General features: G+C 61.7%; 21 protein-coding genes. All 21 read right to left on the bottom strand.

What is annotated here, in order from left to right; all coding sequences use genetic code 11:
• Positions 1-11: 11 nt before the first annotated feature.
• On the bottom strand, positions 12-899 hold the full coding sequence (motD, locus tag HBO12_RS15710; RefSeq protein ID WP_169955950.1) for a flagellar motor protein MotD: 888 nt from the start codon (positions 897-899) through the stop codon (positions 12-14).
• Between the two features lie 15 nt (positions 900-914).
• Positions 915-1,655: a flagellar motor protein gene (locus HBO12_RS15705; RefSeq protein WP_029292570.1), complete on the bottom strand. Its 741-nt coding sequence runs from the start codon at positions 1,653-1,655 to the stop codon at positions 915-917.
• Positions 1,655-2,776 (bottom strand): protein-glutamate methylesterase/protein-glutamine glutaminase, encoded by a 1,122-nt coding sequence (locus HBO12_RS15700; protein ID WP_169955948.1) that lies wholly within the window; start codon positions 2,774-2,776, stop codon positions 1,655-1,657. Before HBO12_RS15700 ends, HBO12_RS15705 begins: the two co-directional genes overlap by 1 nt.
• Positions 2,777-2,825: 49 nt before the next feature.
• Positions 2,826-5,036, bottom strand: coding sequence for a chemotaxis protein CheA (locus tag HBO12_RS15695; RefSeq protein WP_169955947.1), 2,211 nt, complete (start codon positions 5,034-5,036; stop codon positions 2,826-2,828).
• Between the two features lie 12 nt (positions 5,037-5,048).
• Positions 5,049-5,837, bottom strand: coding sequence for a protein phosphatase CheZ (locus HBO12_RS15690; protein ID WP_169955945.1), 789 nt, complete (start codon positions 5,835-5,837; stop codon positions 5,049-5,051).
• A gap of 18 nt (positions 5,838-5,855) precedes the next feature.
• Positions 5,856-6,230 carry a chemotaxis response regulator CheY gene (locus HBO12_RS15685; protein ID WP_005790040.1) on the bottom strand — a complete coding sequence of 125 codons (375 nt, stop codon included), beginning with the start codon at positions 6,228-6,230 and terminating at the stop codon, positions 5,856-5,858.
• A gap of 168 nt (positions 6,231-6,398) precedes the next feature.
• Positions 6,399-7,139, bottom strand: coding sequence for an RNA polymerase sigma factor FliA (gene fliA / locus HBO12_RS15680; RefSeq protein WP_170042621.1), 741 nt, complete (start codon positions 7,137-7,139; stop codon positions 6,399-6,401).
• The gene (gene fleN / locus HBO12_RS15675; protein ID WP_003192912.1) at positions 7,136-7,969 is read right to left on the bottom strand and encodes a flagellar synthesis regulator FleN; all 834 of its coding nucleotides are present in this window, start codon (positions 7,967-7,969) and stop codon (positions 7,136-7,138) included. The genes fliA and fleN overlap by 4 nt, the downstream gene beginning before the upstream one ends.
• Positions 7,970-8,070: 101 nt before the next feature.
• The gene (flhF, locus tag HBO12_RS15670) at positions 8,071-9,387 is read right to left on the bottom strand and encodes a flagellar biosynthesis protein FlhF (RefSeq protein ID WP_029292553.1); all 1,317 of its coding nucleotides are present in this window, start codon (positions 9,385-9,387) and stop codon (positions 8,071-8,073) included.
• An 11-nt stretch (positions 9,388-9,398) separates the two neighbouring features.
• Positions 9,399-11,513 (bottom strand): flagellar biosynthesis protein FlhA, encoded by a 2,115-nt coding sequence (gene flhA / locus HBO12_RS15665; protein WP_169955943.1) that lies wholly within the window; start codon positions 11,511-11,513, stop codon positions 9,399-9,401.
• Positions 11,514-11,657: 144 nt separating this feature from the next.
• Positions 11,658-11,861, bottom strand: coding sequence for a cold-shock protein (locus HBO12_RS15660; protein WP_170042620.1), 204 nt, complete (start codon positions 11,859-11,861; stop codon positions 11,658-11,660).
• A gap of 215 nt (positions 11,862-12,076) precedes the next feature.
• Positions 12,077-13,213, bottom strand: a complete 1,137-nt coding sequence (gene flhB, locus HBO12_RS15655) for a flagellar biosynthesis protein FlhB (RefSeq protein WP_169955940.1) — start codon at positions 13,211-13,213, stop codon at positions 12,077-12,079.
• 3 nt (positions 13,214-13,216) lie between these two features.
• A complete protein-coding gene (gene fliR, locus HBO12_RS15650; protein ID WP_038446990.1) occupies positions 13,217-14,002 on the bottom strand; it encodes a flagellar biosynthetic protein FliR in 786 nt (261 codons plus the stop codon).
• Between the two features lie 4 nt (positions 14,003-14,006).
• Entirely contained in the window at positions 14,007-14,276 is a 270-nt protein-coding gene (gene fliQ / locus HBO12_RS15645) for a flagellar biosynthesis protein FliQ (protein ID WP_003192936.1), read from the bottom strand.
• A 4-nt stretch (positions 14,277-14,280) separates the two neighbouring features.
• A complete protein-coding gene (fliP, locus tag HBO12_RS15640) occupies positions 14,281-15,024 on the bottom strand; it encodes a flagellar type III secretion system pore protein FliP (RefSeq protein ID WP_170042619.1) in 744 nt (247 codons plus the stop codon).
• On the bottom strand, positions 15,024-15,458 hold the full coding sequence (gene fliO / locus HBO12_RS15635) for a flagellar biosynthetic protein FliO (RefSeq protein ID WP_169955938.1): 435 nt from the start codon (positions 15,456-15,458) through the stop codon (positions 15,024-15,026). Before fliO ends, fliP begins: the two co-directional genes overlap by 1 nt.
• Before the next feature lies 1 nt (position 15,459).
• Entirely contained in the window at positions 15,460-15,927 is a 468-nt protein-coding gene (fliN, locus tag HBO12_RS15630; protein WP_029292534.1) for a flagellar motor switch protein FliN, read from the bottom strand.
• A gap of 43 nt (positions 15,928-15,970) precedes the next feature.
• Complete coding sequence (gene fliM / locus HBO12_RS15625) at positions 15,971-16,939, bottom strand: flagellar motor switch protein FliM (RefSeq protein ID WP_029292532.1); 969 nt, start codon at positions 16,937-16,939, stop codon at positions 15,971-15,973.
• A gap of 9 nt (positions 16,940-16,948) precedes the next feature.
• Positions 16,949-17,452, bottom strand: coding sequence for a flagellar basal body-associated protein FliL (fliL, locus tag HBO12_RS15620; RefSeq protein WP_169955936.1), 504 nt, complete (start codon positions 17,450-17,452; stop codon positions 16,949-16,951).
• 209 nt (positions 17,453-17,661) lie between these two features.
• A complete protein-coding gene (locus tag HBO12_RS15615) occupies positions 17,662-18,981 on the bottom strand; it encodes a flagellar hook-length control protein FliK (RefSeq protein WP_169955934.1) in 1,320 nt (439 codons plus the stop codon).
• 90 nt (positions 18,982-19,071) lie between these two features.
• On the bottom strand, positions 19,072-19,398 hold the full coding sequence (locus HBO12_RS15610; protein WP_178121103.1) for an Hpt domain-containing protein: 327 nt from the start codon (positions 19,396-19,398) through the stop codon (positions 19,072-19,074).
• Positions 19,399-19,413 lie beyond the last annotated feature (15 nt).

Genomic DNA, 19,413 nt, shown 5'->3' with positions numbered 1-19,413 from the left:
ATAGCACGAGGTTATAGAGCCGGTGACGGAGAATTGACGGCACTCCCGCGTTCCGGCGGCTTTACGGGCGTCGGTGCAGTTTGTGTGCCAGCCCGCTTCATTGCTGCATCAGGTTGTGCATTGGCCGCACCGGTGGCGGTCAGGCTGCGCCGCACATCGAGGTTGCGCGACACCACCAACACCACCCGCCGATTGCGCGCGCGGCCTTCGGCCGTCGCATTATTGGCCACCGGCTGGAATTCGCCATAGCCCACCGACGCCAGGCGCCCAGGGTTGACCCCCTGCATGGCCAGCATGCGCACGATGCTCGCCGAGCGCGCCGACGACAACTCCCAATTGGTGGGAAATTGCGCGGTATGGATCGGCTGGTCATCGGTAAAGCCTTCGACGTGGATCGGGTTGTCGAAGGGCTTCAAGATGGCCGCCACCTTGTCGATGATGCTGAAGGCAATATCGCTGGGCAGCGCGTCGGCACTGGCAAACAGCAGGCTGGAGTTGAGCTCGATCTCCACCCACAGCTCGTTGCCGCGAATAGTCATCTGGTTGGAGCTGATCAGGTCGCCAAACGCCGCGCTGATATCGTCGGCGATGCTCTTGAGCGGGTCGCTGCCGCCACTGATGCCGGCGTCGGTCTCGTCGCTGTCCTTGACCAACGGTTTGGCCGGGGTGGTGGTCTTGGGCCGCTCGTCGCCAATGGGGATTGGCTTGAGCGCCCGGTCCGAGTCGGTAAATACCCCTACCAGGGCTTCGGAGATGACCTTGTACTTGCCTTCGTTGATCGAGGAAATGGAGTACATCACCACGAAAAAGGCGAACAGCAAGGTGATGAAGTCGGCGTAGGACACCAGCCAGCGTTCATGGTTGACGTGCTCTTCAGGCTCGCGGCGGCGACGGCTCACAGGCAATACCCCCCATCAATCCATGAAGCCCTGGAGCTTCAATTCGATGGACCGCGGGTTCTCGCCCTCGGCAATCGACAGGATGCCTTCGAGCAGCATTTCCCGGTAACGGGACTGGCGCATGGCAATGGATTTGAGCTTGCTGGCAATCGGTAGCAGCAATAGGTTGGCACTGGCCACACCATAGATGGTGGCGACGAACGCCACGGCGATGCCGCTGCCCAGTTGCGAGGGGTCGGCCAGGTTGCCCATCACATGGATCAAGCCCATCACCGCACCGATGATGCCGATGGTCGGCGCGTAGCCGCCCATGCTTTCAAAGACTTTGGCCGCGTTGATATCACGGCTTTCCTGGGTGTAGAAGTCCACTTCAAGGATGCTGCGGATGGCTTCCGGCTCCGCGCCGTCGACCAGCAGTTGCAGGCCTTTGCGCGCGTAGCTGTCGGGCTCGGCATCGGCCACGCCTTCAAGGCCCAGCAGGCCTTCCTTGCGCGCGGTAAGGCTCCAGTTGACCACGCGGTCGATGCCGCCGGCCAAATCCACGCGCGGCGGGAAAATGATCCACACCAGGATCTGCATCGCCCGCTTGAACGAGCTCAGGGGCGACTGCAAAAGCGCCGCGCCGACGGTGCCGCCGATCACGATCAACGCTGCCGGACCATTGGCCAGGGCGCCAAGATGGCCGCCTTCCAGGTAGTTGCCGCCAATAATGGCGACAAACGCCAGAAGAATCCCAACCAGGCTCAACACATCCATCAGTGACAGGCCTCCACCAGATGCTTGCCGATGTCATCCAGGCTGTAGACCGCGTCGGCCAGGTCGGCCTTGACGATGGCCATGGGCATGCCATAGATCACGCAGCTGGCTTCATCCTGGGCCCAGATCGAGCTGCCGCCCTGCTTGAGCAGGCGTGCGCCTTCGCGACCGTCGGCGCCCATGCCGGTGAGGACCACCGCCAGAACTTTGTCGCCGTAGGACTTGGCCGCCGAACCGAAGGTGATATCCACGCACGGCTTGTAGTTCAGACGCTCGTCACCCGGCAGGATTTTCACCGCGCCGCGACCGTCGACCATCATTTGCTTGCCACCTGGGGCCAGCAACGCCAGGCCCGGACGCAGAATGTCGCCGTCTTCGGCTTCCTTGACGCTGATGCGGCACAGCTTGTCCAGGCGCTCGGCAAAGGCCTTGGTGAATGCGGCGGGCATGTGCTGGATGAGCACGATGGGCGCGGGGAAGTTGGCCGGCAACTGGGTCAAGACCCGCTGCAAGGCCACCGGGCCGCCGGTGGAGGTCCCGATCGCCACCAGTTTGTAGGCCTTGCGCTTGGGCGCAGGCGAGGCCGGACTCGGCGCCGCTGTACGCGCCGGGGCCACGGCAGGCCTTGCCACCGGGGCTGGGGCCGGGCGCCCGAAACTGCTGCTGGTCGGTGCCGGCGCCGCTACCGGGGCGGGAGCCACCGGCGCGCGGAAGCTGCTGCGGTTGCTGCGCGAGATGCTGTGCACCTTCTCGCAGAGCATCTGCTTGACCTTTTCCGGGTTGCGCGAGATGTCTTCGAAATTCTTCGGCAGGAAGTCCACGGCGCCAGCGTCCAGCGCGTCGAGTGTCACCCGGGCGCCTTCGTGGGTCAGCGACGAGAACATCAAGACCGGGGTCGGGCAACGCTGCATGATGTGGCGCACGGCGGTGATGCCATCCATCATCGGCATCTCGTAGTCCATGGTGATCACGTCCGGCTTCAATGCCAGGGCCTGATCAATCGCCTCTTTGCCGTTGGTGGCCGTTCCGACCACCTGGATGTTGGAATCCGCTGAAAGAATTTCCGAGACGCGGCGGCGGAAGAAACCCGAATCGTCCACCACCAGAACCTTGACTACCATAACCACTCCGTTAGGCCGGGCGAGGGACAACCGCCCTGCCCGGGCCGAATCAAATACGCCGTGCGGCGTAACGCTTGAGCATGCTCGGAACATCGAGAATCAGCGCGATCCGACCGTCACCGGTAATGGTCGCACCCGACATGCCTGGCGTTCCTTGCAGCATCTTGCCCAATGGCTTGATGACCACTTCTTCCTGGCCAACCAGTTGATCGACGACAAAGCCGATACGCTGGGTGCCCACGGACAGGATCACCACGTGGCCTTCGCGCTGCTCTTCATGAGCGGCGGACGCCACCAGCCAACGCTTGAGGTAGAACAGCGGCAGGGCCTTGTCCCGCACAATCACCACTTCCTGGCCATCGACCACATTGGTGCGCGACAGGTCGAGGTGGAAGATCTCGTTGACGTTGACCAGCGGGAAGGCGAACGCCTGGTTGCCCAGCATCACCATCAGGGTCGGCATGATCGCCAGGGTCAACGGCACCTTGATGACGATCTTCGAGCCCTGGCCCTTGGTCGAGTAGATATTGATCGAGCCGTTGAGCTGGCTGATCTTGGTCTTCACCACGTCCATGCCCACGCCACGGCCGGACACGTCGGAAATCTCGGTCTTGGTCGAGAAGCCCGGGGCAAAAATCAGGTTGTAGCACTCAGTGTCGGTGAGGCGGTCGGCGGCGTCCTTGTCCATGACGCCGCGCTTGACCGCGATACCGCGCAGGATATTGGAGTCCATGCCTTTGCCGTCATCGGTGATCGACAGCAGGATATGGTCGCCTTCCTGTTCGGCGGCCAGGATCACTTTGCCCAGGCGCGGCTTGCCGCTGGCTTCGCGCTCTTCGGGGGTTTCCACACCGTGGTCGACCGCGTTGCGCACCAAGTGGACCAGCGGGTCGGCCAGGGCCTCGACAAGGTTTTTGTCGAGGTCGGTTTCTTCGCCCACCAGTTCCAGGGCGATCTCTTTCTTCAACTGCCGGGCCAAGTCACGGACCAGGCGCGGGAAGCGCCCGAAAACCTTCTTGATCGGCTGCATGCGCGTCTTCATCACCGCGGTCTGCAGGTCGGCAGTGACCACGTCGAGGTTCGACACGGCCTTTTGCATGGCTTCGTCGCCGCTGTTCAGGCCCAGGCGCACCAGGCGGTTACGCACCAGCACCAGTTCGCCGACCATGTTCATGATGTCGTCCAGGCGCGCGGTATCGACCCGCACGGTGGTTTCGGCTTCACTGGCCGGGGCTTTCTCGGCAGCTGCCGGCGCGCGGGCTGGCGCCGGGGCGGCGGCACGGGCCGCAGCCGGTGCAGCAGCCTTGGCGGCAGCGGGTGCCGGCTTGGCCACCGCTGCGGTGGCGGTCGCGGTGGCTGCGGCGCCAGGCGCTACTTCGGAGAACTTGCCCTTGCCGTGCAATTCGTCGAGCAGGGATTCAAATTCATGGTCGGTGATCAGGCCATCCGCCGCCGGTGCCGCAGCAGCAGGCGTGGCAGCGGCAGGTGCAACCGCCGCAGCGACTGCCGGCAGGGCATCGGCGGCAAACGAGCCTTTGCCGTGCAACTGATCCAGCAGTGCTTCAAATTCGTCGTCGGTAATGTCGGTGCTGGCCGCTGGCGCTGCCGGCTCCACAGGCGCCGGTGTGGCTGCCACGGCGTCCGGGGCGAACTGGCCCTTGCCGTGCAACTGGTCGAGCAATGACTCGAACTCGGCGTCGGTGATGTCTTCGCTGGTCGGCACCATGGCCGGCGCAGCCGCTGCCGGTGCTTGTGCCTCGGCCTTGACGGCATTGAGGGAGTCCAGCAGTTGTTCGAATTCGCTGTCGGTAACGTCGGGCTCAGCCACCGGCTCAGGCGCCGCCTCAACCACCGGGGCGGCAGATACAGCGGCAGGCTCTGCCAGGCGCGCCAGGGCGGCCAGCAGTTCAGGGGTGGCAGCCGTAATCGGTGCGCGTTCGCGCACTTCATTGAACATGCCGTTGACCGCGTCCAGGGCTTCGAGGATCACGTCCATCAATTCCGAATCAACGTGACGCTCACCCTTGCGCAGGATGTCGAACACGTTTTCGGCGATGTGGCAGCACTCCACCAGCTCATGGAGCTGGAGGAAGCCGGCGCCCCCTTTTACAGTGTGAAAACCGCGAAAAATTGCATTGAGCAGGTTCGCATCATCCGGTCGGCTTTCCAGCTCGACCAGTTGCTCGGACAACTGCTCTAGAATTTCGCCGGCCTCTACAAGGAAATCCTGAAGGATTTCTTCATCGGCGCCGAAGCTCATATTGCGTGCTCCTTAGAAGCCTAAACTGGACAGCAAATCGTCTACGTCATCTTGACCTGACATAACGTCTTCACGTTTATCGGCATGAATCTGCGGACCTTCACCCTTGGCGAGGTGTTTTTGTGGATCTTTTTCCGAGAGGATCGCTTCGCGGTCGTGTTCGATGCCGGCAAAACGGTCGACCTGACCGGCCATCAGCACCAGTTTGAGCAGGTTGCTTTCCACTTCGGTGACCAGCAGGGTCACGCGCTTGATCACCTGGCCGGTCAGGTCCTGGTAGTCCTGGGCCAGCAGGATGTCATTGAGGTTGCTGGAAACCGTGCGGTTTTCCTGCTCGCTGCGTGACAGGAAACCCTCGACCCGGCGCGCCAGCTCGCGAAATTCTTCAGCACCCACTTCGCGCCGCATGAAGCGACCCCAATCAGCGCTCAACGCCTTGGCCTCATTGGCCATGCCGTTCACCAGGGGCGTGGCGTTTTCCACCAGGTCCATGGTGCGATTGGCTGCCGCCTCAGTCAGCCTGACCACATAGGACAGGCGTTCGGTGGCATCGGTGATCTGCGAGATTTCCTCGGCCTGGGGCATGTGCGGGTCGATCTGGAAATTGACGATCGCACTGTGCAACTCACGGGTGAGCTTGCCCACTTCCTGATACAGGCCGCGGTCGCGGGTCTGGTTGAGCTCATGGATCAACTGCACTGCGTCGCCGAACTGGCCTTTTTCCAGGCTTTCGACGAGTTGGTGAGCATGTTTTTTCAGGGTCGACTCAAAGTCGGCCTGCGATGATTCTTTATGCTCCATAGCTCCCCCGTGGCAGCATCAATGACCGATGCGTTCGAAGATTTTTTCAATCTTCTCTTTCAAGGCCAGTGCAGTGAATGGCTTGACCACGTAGCCGTTGACCCCGGCCTGGGCGGCTTCGATGATCTGTTCACGCTTGGCTTCAGCGGTCACCATCAGCACAGGCAGGCTGCGCAGCTTTTCATCAGCGCGCACGTGGCGCAGCAGATCGATACCGGTCATGCCAGGCATGTTCCAGTCGGTTACCAGAAAGTCGATGCTCCCGCTGTTGAGGATCGGAATCGCCGTAATGCCGTCATCCGCCTCGACCGTGTTAGTGAACCCAAGGTCACGCAACAGGTTTTTTATGATCCGCCGCATCGTTGAGAAGTCATCAACGATGAGGATTTTCATGTTCTTGTCCAATTCGACCTCCAAGCAGTCTTAAACGCGTCCAGCACCTGGGCGCGCCATATCATTCAACAGGCATTACACAAAAAGGACTGCTGGGGCACATCACGGGCCGCTCCCGCCAGGCTTGCGCCGTGGCGGTTATCGTTCGCACTGTCCCCACACTGCCTGTCAGCGCGCTCGCCACTCTCCCAAACGCCCCCGCAAGCGGGCCGCGCATTGGCTATGTAGCTGGCTGACCCGCGATTCGCTGACCCCCAGGACCTCACCGATTTCCTTGAGGTTCAGCTCTTCGTCGTAGTACAGCGCCAACACCAGCCGCTCACGTTCCGGCAGATTGGCAATCGCCTCTGCCAGGGCGCCCTGGAAGCGTTCATCTTCCAGGTCGCGTGAAGGCTCCTGGTGAGCGCTCGCGCCATCCTCGTGCAGCCCTTCATGTTCGCCGTCCTGCAGCAGGTCGTCGAAACTGAACAGGCGGCTGCCCAAGGTATCGTTCAAAATCCCGTAGTAATCGTCGAGACTCAATTGGAGTTCGGCCGCAACTTCGTGATCTTTAGCGTCGCGACCGGTTTTTGCTTCAATTGAGCGAATTGAGTCACTCACCATCCGGGTATTGCGGTGGACCGAACGCGGCGCCCAATCACCTTTACGCACTTCATCGAGCATCGCGCCACGGATACGGATACCCGCATACGTCTCGAAACTCGCACCCTTGCTCGCGTCGTACTTGGTCGACACTTCGAGCAGGCCGATCATCCCCGCCTGGATCAGGTCTTCGACCTGGACACTGGCGGGCAGGCGTGCCAGCAGGTGGTAGGCAATGCGCTTGACCAGGGGCGCATAGCGCTCGATCAATTCGCCCTGGCTGTCACGCGCTGATTTTTTGTAAAGGTTGTAGCCGCTGGCTGTCATAGCACCGGTCCCGCACTCGTCTGATGCACCAATCGCTCGACGAAAAACTCCAGATGCCCCCGGGGATTGGCGGGCAGTGGCCAGGTATCGACCTTCTGAGCAATTGCCTTGAACGCCAACGCGCATTTCGAACGAGGGAACGCTTCATAGACTGCACGCTGCTTTTGCACAGCCTTGCGCACACACTCGTCATAGGGAACTGCGCCGACGTATTGTAAGGCGACATCGAGGAAGCGATCCGTGACCTTGGTCAACTTGGCGAACAGGTTGCGCCCTTCTTGCGGGCTCTGGGCCATGTTGGCCAGCACGCGGAAGCGGTTCATGCCGTAGTCGCGGTTGAGCAGTTTGATCAGGGCGTAGGCGTCGGTGATCGAGGTGGGCTCGTCGCAGACCACCAGCAATACTTCTTGCGCGGCGCGCACGAAGCTGACCACGGACTCGCCGATCCCGGCGGCAGTGTCGATCACCAGCACGTCGAGGTTGTCGCCGATATCACTGAAGGCCTGGATCAGGCCGGCGTGCTGCGCCGGGCTCAGATGCACCATGCTCTGGGTGCCGGAGGCGGCCGGGACGATGCGAATTCCCCCAGGCCCCTGCAACAGCACGTCGCGCAGCTCACAGCGGCCTTCAATGACATCGGCCAGGGTATGTTTGGGCGTCAGTCCCAGCAGAACGTCAACGTTCGCCAGGCCCAGGTCGGCATCCAGCAGCATGACGCGGCGGCCAAGCTCTGCCAGGGCCAGGGACAAATTCACTGACACGTTAGTTTTCCCGACGCCACCTTTGCCGCCGGTCACCGCGATCACCTGTACGGGATGCATGCTGCCCATGTTCTTTCTTTACCTTGTCTTGCTTAGCCGCAGGCTACATAGGGTGGCCGCGGTAGCAGACCATCGATGTAGGTACATTGCACTGTGTTGCATGTTGCCGTTCAGCCGACCCGCTTGGCTGGGTTGTGATAGAGGTCGGCGAACATATCCGCCATCGCCTCTTCACTGGGTTCGTCCTGCATTTGCACACTGACCGCGCGGCTGACCAACTGATGACGGCGCGGCAGATGCAAGTCATCCGGGATCCGCGGCCCGTCGGTCAGGTAGGCGACCGGTAATTCATGGCTGATGGCAAGGCTCAACACTTCGCCCAGGCTTGCGGTTTCATCCAGCTTAGTCAGGATGCAACCGGCCAGCCCACAACGTTTGTAGCTGTGGTACGCAGCAGTCAGAACCTGTTTCTGGCTGGTTGTTGCAAGTACCAGGTAATTTTTCGACTTGATCCCGCGCCCGGCCAGGCTTTCCAGTTGCATGCGCAACGCCGGGTCGCTGGCTTGCAGGCCGGCGGTATCGATCAGCACCACGCGCTTGCGCAGCAGCGGGTCGAGGGCGTTGGCCAGGGACTGGCCCGGGTCGACGTGGGTCACCGGCACATTGAGGATCCGGCCCAGGGTCTTGAGCTGTTCCTGGGCACCGATGCGGTAGCTGTCCATGCTCACCAGCGCAATGTTATGGGCGCCGTACTTGAGGACATAACGGGCGGCCAGCTTGGCCAGGGTGGTGGTCTTGCCCATGCCGGCAGGGCCGACCATGGCAATCACGCCACCTTCTTCAAGGGGTTCGATTTCCGGGGTCTGGATCATGCGCGCCAGGTGCGCCAGCAACATGCGCCAGGCCTGGCGAGGCTCTTCTATGCCGGTGGTCAGTTCCAGCAAGTCGCGCGACAACGGGCCGGACAGGCCGATGCGTTGCAGGCGGCGCCAGAGGTTGGCCTGTTGCGGCTTGCTGCCTTGCAACTGGTTCCAGGCCAAAGAGCCCAACTGCACTTCCAACAGTTCACGCAGGCCATTGAGTTCAAAACGCATCGAGTCGAACACGCGCTGGTCGACCGCAGCGGCCGGTGCTGGCGCGGCGGGACGTGGCGGCTCGACAAAAGTCGGTTCGACGAGTGGCTCGGCCGCCGTCAGCGGCAGGCCGGCAAACAATTGGCGATTGGTGGTCGCATCGCTGTCGCCACGCATGCTCAGCTCGGCCTGGGCCGAGACAATACGCGAGGCGGTCTTGCGCAACTCGTCTTCGAGTTCCATGTTCGGCACGCGCGGCGCCAAGGCCTGGGGTTTGTAATCCAGGGCAGCCGTCAGCTCGACACCGCCGGCAATGCGACGGTTACCGATAATAGCCGCGTCGGCGCCCAGTTCATCACGAACCAGCTTCATGGCCTGACGCATATCGGCGGCGAAAAAACGCTTTACTTGCATAACCCACTACCTCAGCCGTTGGGCCCTACTGTCGCGACGATAGTCACTTGCTTATTGTCAGGAATTTCCTGGTAAGCCAAAACGTGCAAATTCGGTACTGCCAGGCGTCCAAACCGCGACAACATCGCCCGGACGGGGCCTGCCACCAGCAGAATCACCGGTTGGCCCTGCATTTCCTGGCGCTGTGCGGCGTCAATCAACGAACGCTGCAGCTTTTCAGCCATGCTTGGCTCCAGCAGGACGCCCTCTTCCTGGCCCTGCCCTGCCTTCTGGATACTATTGAGCAATATTTGTTCCAACCTTGGTTCCAAGGTGATCACAGGCAGCTCAGAGTCAAGCCCTACAATGCTTTGGACGATGGCGCGCGACAAGCCGACGCGCACCGCAGCCACCAGCGCGGCAGTATCTTGACTCTTGGCGGCATTGTTGGCGATAGCCTCGGCAATGCTGCGAATGTCCCGCACCGGTACCTGTTCGGCCAACAGCGCTTGCAGCACCTTGAGCAGTTGCGACAGCGACAACACCCCCGGCACCAGCTCTTCGGCCAGCTTTGGCGAGGCCTTGGCCAGCAATTGCATGAGTTGCTGGACTTCTTCGTGGCCAATCAACTCGTGGGAGTGCTTGTACAGAATCTGGTTGAGGTGGGTCGCCACCACCGTGCTGGCATCGACCACGGTGTAGCCCAGGGACTGCGCCTGGCTGCGCTGGCTGACTTCGATCCACACCGCGTCCAGGCCAAAAGCCGGATCTTTGGCGGTTATGCCGCTGAGGGTGCCGAAGACCTGGCCGGGGTTGATCGCCAGTTCGCGGTCGGGGTAGATCTCGGCTTCGGCCAGGGTCACGCCCATCAGCGTCAGGCGGTAGGCACTGGGGGCCAGGTCGAGGTTGTCGCGGATATGTACGGTGGGCATCAAAAAGCCCAGGTCCTGGGACAGCTTCTTGCGCACGCCCTTGATCCGCGCCAGCAACTGGCCGCCCTGGTTGCGGTCCACCAGGGGGATCAGGCGGTAGCCGACTTCCAGGCCGATCATGTCGATGGGGGTCACGTCATCCCAGCCCAACTCCTTGGTTTCCTGGGCGCGGGCCGGCGACGGCAGCAGGTCTTGCTGGCGCTCCACCTCTTTCAAGGCCTGGACCTTGATGGTGTTCTGCTTTTTCCAGAACAGGTACGCCCCGCCGGCGGCCAGCGCGGCCATGGTCAGGAACGAGAAATGCGGCATGCCCGGCACAATGCCCATGATCGCCATGATGCCGGCCGCCACGGCCAGGGCCTTGGGTGAGGCGAACATCTGGCGGTTGATCTGCTTGCCCATGTCTTCGGAGCCGGACGCACGGGTGACCATGATCGCCGCAGCTGTCGATAACAACAGTGATGGCAATTGCGCCACCAAACCGTCACCAATGGTCAACAGGGCGTAAACCTTGCCCGCATCGCCAAAGGTCATGCCGTGCTGGAAGATACCGACCGCCATGCCGCCGATCAGGTTGATAAACAGGATCAACAGGCCGGCGATGGCGTCGCCCCGCACGAACTTGCTGGCACCGTCCATGGAGCCATAGAACTCGGCTTCCTGGGCCACTTCCGAGCGGCGGGCCTTGGCCTGGTTCTGGTCGATCAGGCCGGCGTTGAGGTCGGCGTCGATCGCCATTTGCTTGCCGGGCATGGCGTCGAGGGTAAAACGCGCGCTGACCTCGGAAATCCGCCCGGCGCCCTTGGTCACCACCACGAAGTTGATGATCATCAGGATCGCGAACACCACGATACCGACCACGTAGTTACCGCCGATCACCACCTCGCCGAAGGCCTGGATCACCTTGCCGGCGGCGGCGTGGCCGTCCTGGCCGTGCAGCATCACCACCCGCGTGGAGGCCACGTTAAGGGCCAGGCGCAGCAGCGTGGCAACCAGCAAAATGGTGGGGAAGACCGCAAAGTCCAAAGGCCGCAGCGCGTACACGCAAACCAGCAGCACGACGATAGACAGGGCAATGTTGAAGGTGAAGAACACGTCCAGCAGGAACGGCGGCATCGGCAACATCATCATTGCCAGCATGACCAACAGCAACAACGGCACACCCAGATTGCCTCGCGAGAGGTCCGTCAGAGTGCCACGGGCTGTGTTGAACATATTAGAGCGATCCACCGGTATTCCTCGTCACCTTGAAGCAAACTTTTGACGCCGAGAGGCGTCCTGAAGGCGGTATTGCAAGAAGCCTTCCAACTTTTGCTTCAGGGACGAGATCGTTCCCACGCAGGCGCGTGGGAACGATCATCAGAGTGGACGCACGTTTGATGCCTGCTTGCCTTTCGGACCTTCTACAACTTCATATTCCACCTTCTGGCCCTCCGCCAGCGACTTGAAGCCGTTGCTTTGAATGCTCGAGAAGTGCACAAACAGGTCCTCTCCTCCGGCGTCTTGCGTGATGAATCCAAAGCCCTTTGAATCGTTAAACCACTTCACCGTACCCGTTGCCATTGCCCTTCTCCCAAATCAGTGCCTGTTCCCGGTCTATCAAAGCGCCCTGCACGGGTGCTGGCTACTGTCAAAGTTGACAGGTCGGAAGGGAGTTGGACGAACGGTAAACACCTGTTCCGACGCCATCGCGGGCCAGCCTGGCTCCCACATTGGAATGCGATCAAATGTGGGAGCCGGGCTTGCCCGCGATGACGTCGAAAGAGGCAGCAGAAGACTCAAGAATCGCGCCGCAAATCCGGCGGAATCGGCAAGTCCTTGAGCGGATCCGGGCGTTTGCCCTTGCCCGCGCGGTATTGGCGAATCTGGTAGACATAGGCCAGCACCTGGGCCACCGCCAGGTACAACCCGGCCGGGATCTCGTGATCGAGATCGGTGGAATAGAAGATCGAACGCGCCAGCGCCGGCGATTCCAACAGCAGGATGTCGTTGGCCTGGGCGATTTCGCGGATTTTCAAGGCAGTGAAGTCGCTACCCTTGGCCAGCAACAGCGGCGCGCCACCCTTCTCGGCGTCGTATTTGAGCGCCACGGCGTAGTGGGTCGGGTTGGTGATGACCACATCGGCATCCGGCACCGAAGCCATCATCTTGCGCTGGGACATGTCGCGTTGCAGTTGCCGGATACGCTGCTTCACTTCCGGCCGACCTTCCTGGTCCTTGTGCTCGTCGCGCACTTCCTGCTTGGTCATCAGCAGTTTCTTGTGGCTTTCCCACAGCTGGATCGGCGCATCCACTGCGGCAATCAGGATCAGGCCGCAGGCCATCCACAATGCGCTCCAGCCCACCAACTGCACGCTGTGGATGATCGCCAGCTCCAGCGGTTCATGGGCGATGCGCAGCAAGTCGTCGATATCTGACTTCAACACCACCAGCGCCACGAACAGGATGATAAAAAATTTCGCCAGGGCCTTGAGCAGCTCTACCACAGCCTTGGCGGAGAACATGCGCTTGATCCCCGCACCGGGGTTCATCCGACTGAATTTAGGCGCCAGGCTGCCGGCCGCAAACAGCCAGCCACCCAGGGAAATCGGCCCGATGATCGCCGCCAGGAGCAAGGTGATCAGCACCGGCTGCGCGGCCAGGATCGCGATCTTCCCCGAGTGCAGCAGGTAGATGCCCATGGCGCGCGGGTCCAGCAGCACATCCCGGGGCAGGGAGAAGTTGTGCTTCATGATCTCCATCAAGTCCTGGGCCAGCCCGCCGCCGTAGATCAGCAGGCCACCGGCACCGGCGAGCATCACCGCCAGGGTGTTGAGCTCTTTGGAGCGGGCAATCTCGCCCTTTTCCCGGGAGTCCTTTTTACGTTTCTCCGTGGGGTCTTCTGTCTTGTCCTGACCACTCTCGCTTTCGGCCATGGCTTAGCGCGCCCGTGCCAGATCACGTAAGAACTGCAAGGCGTCACTGGCCAGCGGTTGATACTGATTGAGAATGTCGGCCAGGCCGATCCAGAAAATCCCCAGGCCCAACACCAGGGTCAGCGGGAAACCAATGGCGAAGATATTCAACTGCGGCGCGGCGCGGGTCATCACGCCGAAGGCAATGTTGACCACCAGCAACGCGGTGATCGCCGGCAGTACCAGCAGCAACGCCGCGCCCAGCACCCAACTGAGGCGGCCGACCACTTCCCAGAAGTGATTGACGATCAGCCCCTCGCCCACCGGCAAGGTGGTGAAGCTCTCGGTGAGGATCTCAAACGCCACCAGATGGCCGTTCATGGCCAAAAACAGCAAGGTCACCAGCATGGTCAGGAACTGCCCGATCACCGCCACCGACACGCCGTTGGTGGGGTCGACCATGGACGCGAAGCCCATGCCCATCTGGATCGAGACGATTTGCCCGGCAATCACGAAGGCCTGGAAGAACAGGGTCAGGGAGAAGCCCATCAAGGCACCGATCAGGATCTGTTCGGCAATCAGCAGCAGCGCACTGAGGTCCAGGGCGTTGACCGGCGGCATCGCCGGCAGCGTCGGCACGATGACCACGGTAATCGCCACCGTGAAAAACAGGCGTACGCGCTTGGGCACCAGGGTCGTGCCGATCACCGGCATGGTCATCAGCAACGCGCCCACACGAAACAGCGGCAGGATGAACGCGGCCACCCAGGTGCTGATCTGGGTGTCGGTCAATGCCAGCAAGGACTGCATCAGGTCAGCCGATCAACTGCGGAATACTGCCGTACAGCTGCAGGATGTATTCCATGAAGGTCTGCACCAGCCAGGGGCCGGCCACGATCAGCGTGACCAGCATCACCAGCAAGCGCGGGAGGAAGCTCAGGGTCTGTTCGTTGATCTGCGTGGCAGCCTGGAACATCGCCACCAGCAAACCTACCAACAGGCTGGGCACCACCAGCACGGCGACCATCAGGGTGGTCAGCCACAATGCTTCACGAAACAGGTCGACGGCGACTTCCGGGGTCATGGCGCTATACCCCTCCGAAACTGCCGGCCAGGGTGCCGATAATCAGCGCCCAACCGTCCACCAGGACAAACAGCATGATCTTGAACGGCAACGAAATGATCAGCGGCGACAGCATCATCATACCCATGGCCATCAGCACACTGGCCACCACCAGGTCGATGATCAGGAACGGGATAAAGATCATGAACCCGATCTGGAACGCGGTCTTGAGCTCCGAGGTGACGAACGCCGGCACCAGGATCGTCAGCGGCGCCTGGTCCGGGCTGGCGATATCGGTGCGCTTGGACAGGCGTACAAACAGTTCCAGGTCACTGGAACGGGTCTGCGACAGCATAAAATCCTTGATCGGGCCCTGGGCCTTTTCCACCGCATCCTGGGCGCTCATTTTCTCCGCCAGGTAGGGTTGCAGGGCTTGCTGGTTCACCTTGTCGAACACCGGCGCCATGATAAACAGCGTCAGAAACAGCGCCATGCCGGTAAGGATCTGGTTCGACGGGGTCTGCTGCAGGCCCAGGGCCTGGCGCAGAATCGAGAACACGATAATGATCCGGGTGAAGCTGGTCATCAGCATGACGAACGCCGGGATAAAGCTCAGCGCGGTCATGATCAGCAGGATCTGCAGACTGACCGAATACTCCTGGGCCCCGGCCGCGTTAGTGCCCAGGGTGATCGCCGGGATCGACAACGGGTCGGCGCCGAACGCCAGGGGCGCGGCCAGCAACAGCATGAGCGCCAATAGAACGCGCATTACTTCTTATCCTTCTGGTCCTTGCCCATCAGCTCCATCAGGCGCTGGGCGAACTCCGGTGTGGCGGCCTCGGTCTGGGCCACGCTCACCGGATGCTTGAGCACGTGCAACGGGGTAATCCGGCCAGGGGTGAGGCCGAGCAGGATCTGTTCCTCGCCCACCTGCACCAGCACCAGGCGATCACGCGGCCCCAGGGCCCGCGACCCCACCAGCTCAATGACCTGGGCATGGCCCGGGCCAATGCGCTGTACCCGGCGCAACAACCAGGCGAGGGCAAAGATCAACCCCACCACCAGCAACAGGCCGAGCACCAACTGAGTCAGTTGCCCAGTTACGCTGCCGCCGCCGGCCGGCGCGGCGACCTGGGCCACCGGTTCAGCCGCGAAGACGCCCAGCGGCAGCGCCCACAACAGTCCCAGCAAGCGGCGACTCATCTCAGCGCAGCTTCTTGATACGTTCGCTGGGGCTGATCACGTCAGTCAGGCGGATGCCGAACTTCTCGTTGACCACCACCACTTCGCCATGGGCGATCAGCGTGCCGTTGACCAGCACATCCAGCGGCTCGCCAGCCAGGCGATCAAGCTCGATCACCGAACCCTGGTTGAGTTGCAACAGGTTGCGGATGTTGATTTCGGTGCTGCCCACTTCCATGGAAATCGACACCGGGATATCGAGGATCACGTCCAGGTTGGGCCCATCGAGCGATACGGGCTCATGGTTCTTCGGCACGCTGCCAAACTCTTCCATGGGCAGGCGGTTACCCACCGGCGCAGTGGCGGCGTCGGCCGCCAGCAAGGCGTCGATATCGTCCTGGCCTGCATCGCCGGTCTCTTCCAGGGCAGCCGCCCATTCGTCAGCCAGGGCCTGGTCTTCGGCGGAAGTGTTTTCGTGTTCGGTAGCCATTACATGTCCTCGGCGCAGCAAAAATCATCAATTAGGGGATGCATCAGCGACGGTTGATCGGCTCAACCACTTGCAACGCCAGGTTCCCTTTGTGGGAGCCGAGCTTGACCTTGAACGACGGCACGCCATTGGCGCGCATGATCAATTCGTCCGGCAGTTCGACGGGAATCACATCCCCCGGCTGCATGTGCAAAATATCGCGCAGGCGCAACTGGCGGCGCGCCACGGTGGCACTCAGCGGCACGTCGACATCCAGCAAGTCTTCGCGCAGGGCCTTGACCCAGCGTTCGTCCTGGTCGTCGAGGTCGGACTGGAAGCCGGCGTCGAGCATCTCGCGCACCGGCTCGATCATCGAATACGGCATGGTCACGTGCAGGTCGCCGCCGCCGCCATCGAGTTCGATATGGAAGGTGGAGACCACAATGGCTTCGCTGGGCCCGACGATGTTGGCCATGGCCGGGTTCACTTCCGAGTTGATGTACTCGAAATTGACTTCCATGATCGCCTGCCAGGCTTCCTTCAAGTCGATAAAGGCCTGCTCCAGCACCATGCGCACGACGCGCAACTCGGTGGGGGTGAACTCGCGGCCTTCGATCTTGGCGTGACGGCCGTCGCCGCCGAAGAAGTTGTCCACCAGCTTGAACACCAACTTGGCGTCGAGGATGAACAAGGCGGTGCCGCGCAGCGGCTTGATCTTGACCAGGTTCAGGCTGGTGGGCACGTACAGCGAATGCACGTACTCGCCAAACTTCATCACCTGCACGCCGCCCACCGCCACGTCCGCCGAGCGGCGCAGCATGTTGAACATGCTGATCCGGGTGTAGCGGGCAAAACGCTCGTTGATCATCTCCAGGGTCGGCATGCGTCCACGGACGATGCGATCCTGGCTGGTCAGGTCATAACTTTTGACGCTGCCGGGCTCGGCAGCCATTTCGGTCTGTACCAGACCATCGTCGACACCATGCAACAGGGCGTCGATTTCATCCTGGGACAGCAGGTCTTGCACGGCCATGTCGTGATCCTACTGCAATACGAAATTAGTGAAGAGCGCCTGCTCGACCACGACTTTGCCCAGTTCTTTCTGGGCCACTTCCTGCACGCTGGCCGTGACTTTCTGGCGCAACATTTCCTGGCCCACGGGGGTGGCCAGGCTATCGAAACTCTGCCCGGAGAACAGCATCACCAAGTTGTTGCGGATCACCGGCATATGCACCTTGAGCGCATCGAGGTCCGCCTGGTTGCGCGCCAGCAGGGAAATACTCACCTGCAGGTAGCGCTGGCGACCGTTCTGGTTGTAGTTGGCGACAAAGGCCGGGAGCATCTGCTCGAAAATTGCCGGTTGCTTGACGTTGCTGGCAGTCTCGGCCGCAGGTACCGGCTTGCTCTGGGCACTGTGCATAAAGTACCAGGTAGCCCCCACCGACACGCCGATGGCCAGTAACAAGGCCACGACAATCAGCAGGATCATCTTGAGCTTGCCCTTGCCTGCTGCAGGTGCTGTTGCTGCGTCGTCACTCTTCGCCATGCCAATAATCCGTCACTATTCGGGGTTTCATAGATCCACGGGAAGGCAAGAGCAAGTGTTATGCCAGAGTTGTCTGCGGTGAGGGGGAACGCGTCAATGTAGGAGCTGGCTTGCCTGCGATAGCGGTGTATCAGGCACGAACTATGTCGCTGACACACCGCTATCGCAGGCAAGCCAGCTCCCACATTTTGATCGACGCCAGTTTCAGGTCAGGCGTAGTAGTCCACGGCGCTGGAGCCGATGACGGACTGGGCTATCGGTGCCGCCACTTCGGTGACTTCGCCAGCCAGGCCCGTGTCATGCCCGTCGCTGTGTCCGCCACTGCCACTGACACCCCGCGCCTGATTCTGCTGTTGTTCCTGGCCCTGGCCCTGCCAGCCACGGGACTGGTCGGACACGTTCACGTCGACCTGGCCCATGCCCTGCTGGGCGAACATCTCCCGCAGGCGCCCGGACTGGCTTTCCAGGGCCTCGCGCACGGCGGCATGGCCGCTCATGAAGTTCACCTGAGCCTGCTGATCGGCCGTCATGTTCACGCGGATATCCAGGCGCCCCAGCTCGGCAGGCTGCAATTGGATATCGGCAGACTTGAGGTTGGCGCTGGACAGGTACATGACCCGGTTCACCACTTCCTCGGTCCAGCCGCCCTGGTGCATGGCCAGTGGCTGGTTATTCAGTGGCAAGGCGTTGGCGGTCTTGGGCGTGGCAGCCTGGGTCAGGGCGGCCAGGCGATTGGCGAAGTCATCGACGCGGGTGTCGCTGCTCGCGCCCTTCAAGTCCTTGAGGCCGTCTTCGAGCAGGCCGCTAAAGGCCTTTTCGCCACCCTGGTCGGTGCTGTCCTTGGCCGCCTGCTGGTCGACCATGGCCGCCAGGCCGTTGCTGAAGTTCTGCGCGGCGGTAGGTTCGGCCTGGGTTGGCAGGTTCTTTTGCGTAGCCTGGCTGCTGGCGGACACATGACCGCCCTGCTCCATCGCCAGGCGCACAGCCGGCAATGAGTCCAGCGGGTCGGCTTCCGGGTCGAAGGCAGGTGCAACTTCTTCAGTGACCGGCGGCGTGGTCAGCAGCGGCGTGGCGACTTCCTCCACCACGGCGGTCTGAACCGCTACCGGTGCGGGTGTCACGGCCGCGATCAAGGCCGGATCGACCACCCCATCGACCGCTGGCGGCTGGGCTTGCGCCAGGTCCTTGTCGGTATTTTTATCGTCATCGCTGCTGGCTGGCGCGTCCGCCTTGGCGGGCGGCGTGGCAGGCAAAGTCTTGCCGCTATCGGCAACGGCTGGAGTGCCAGCGGCAGGCTTGTCGTTGCCGACATCCTTCTTCGCGCTGGTGTCGGTCGGCTTGTCGCGGCTGGGCTTGGGCGCCATATCCACAGCCTTGGCGGGTGGCGCCTTGGACTCCTTGGCGAACACCTGTGCAAAGCCTGGCGCTTTGGCCCGCGTGTCCGCGGCCGTTGCCTGCGCATTGGCGGGGGAAGCCTGCGGCTTGACCGCGGGAGCGGCCTGCAGGAGCGAGTTGGGGGCTAGAGGCATAAGTCAGGTCTCCGCTGCGCAGGGTCGAGGGCGCAAGCAGAAGATAGAGAGCAAAAGTCGGGCCAGCTTTTCCAACCAGCCCCGCCAACCCTAGAAGCGCTGGCGCTCCGACTCGTACAGCGGCTTGACCAACGCGAACTCGTGATCAATCTGGTCGACCAGATTGCCCAGGTCGCTAATCTCATTCTTGGCCGACTCGACCTCCAGGCGCTGGCACAGGCGCGCCAGGCGCACCGCACCGAGGTTGCCGCTGCTGCCTTTGAAGCTGTGGGCTATGCGCCCCAGCGCCTTGGCGTCATCGCGGGCCTTGCGCAAGGCTTCGACACGTTTTTGCGAGTCATCGAGGAAGGTGTCGAGCAAATGGGGATAGTCGCCCTCCATCACTTCCTGCAAACCCACCAACACTTCACGGTCCATATGTTTGTGCGTCAC

It is taken from the genome of Pseudomonas sp. WS 5059 (assembly GCF_012985525.1).
Taxonomy (GTDB): domain Bacteria; phylum Pseudomonadota; class Gammaproteobacteria; order Pseudomonadales; family Pseudomonadaceae; genus Aquipseudomonas.
This window is presented reverse-complemented; position numbering and strand designations above follow the sequence as displayed.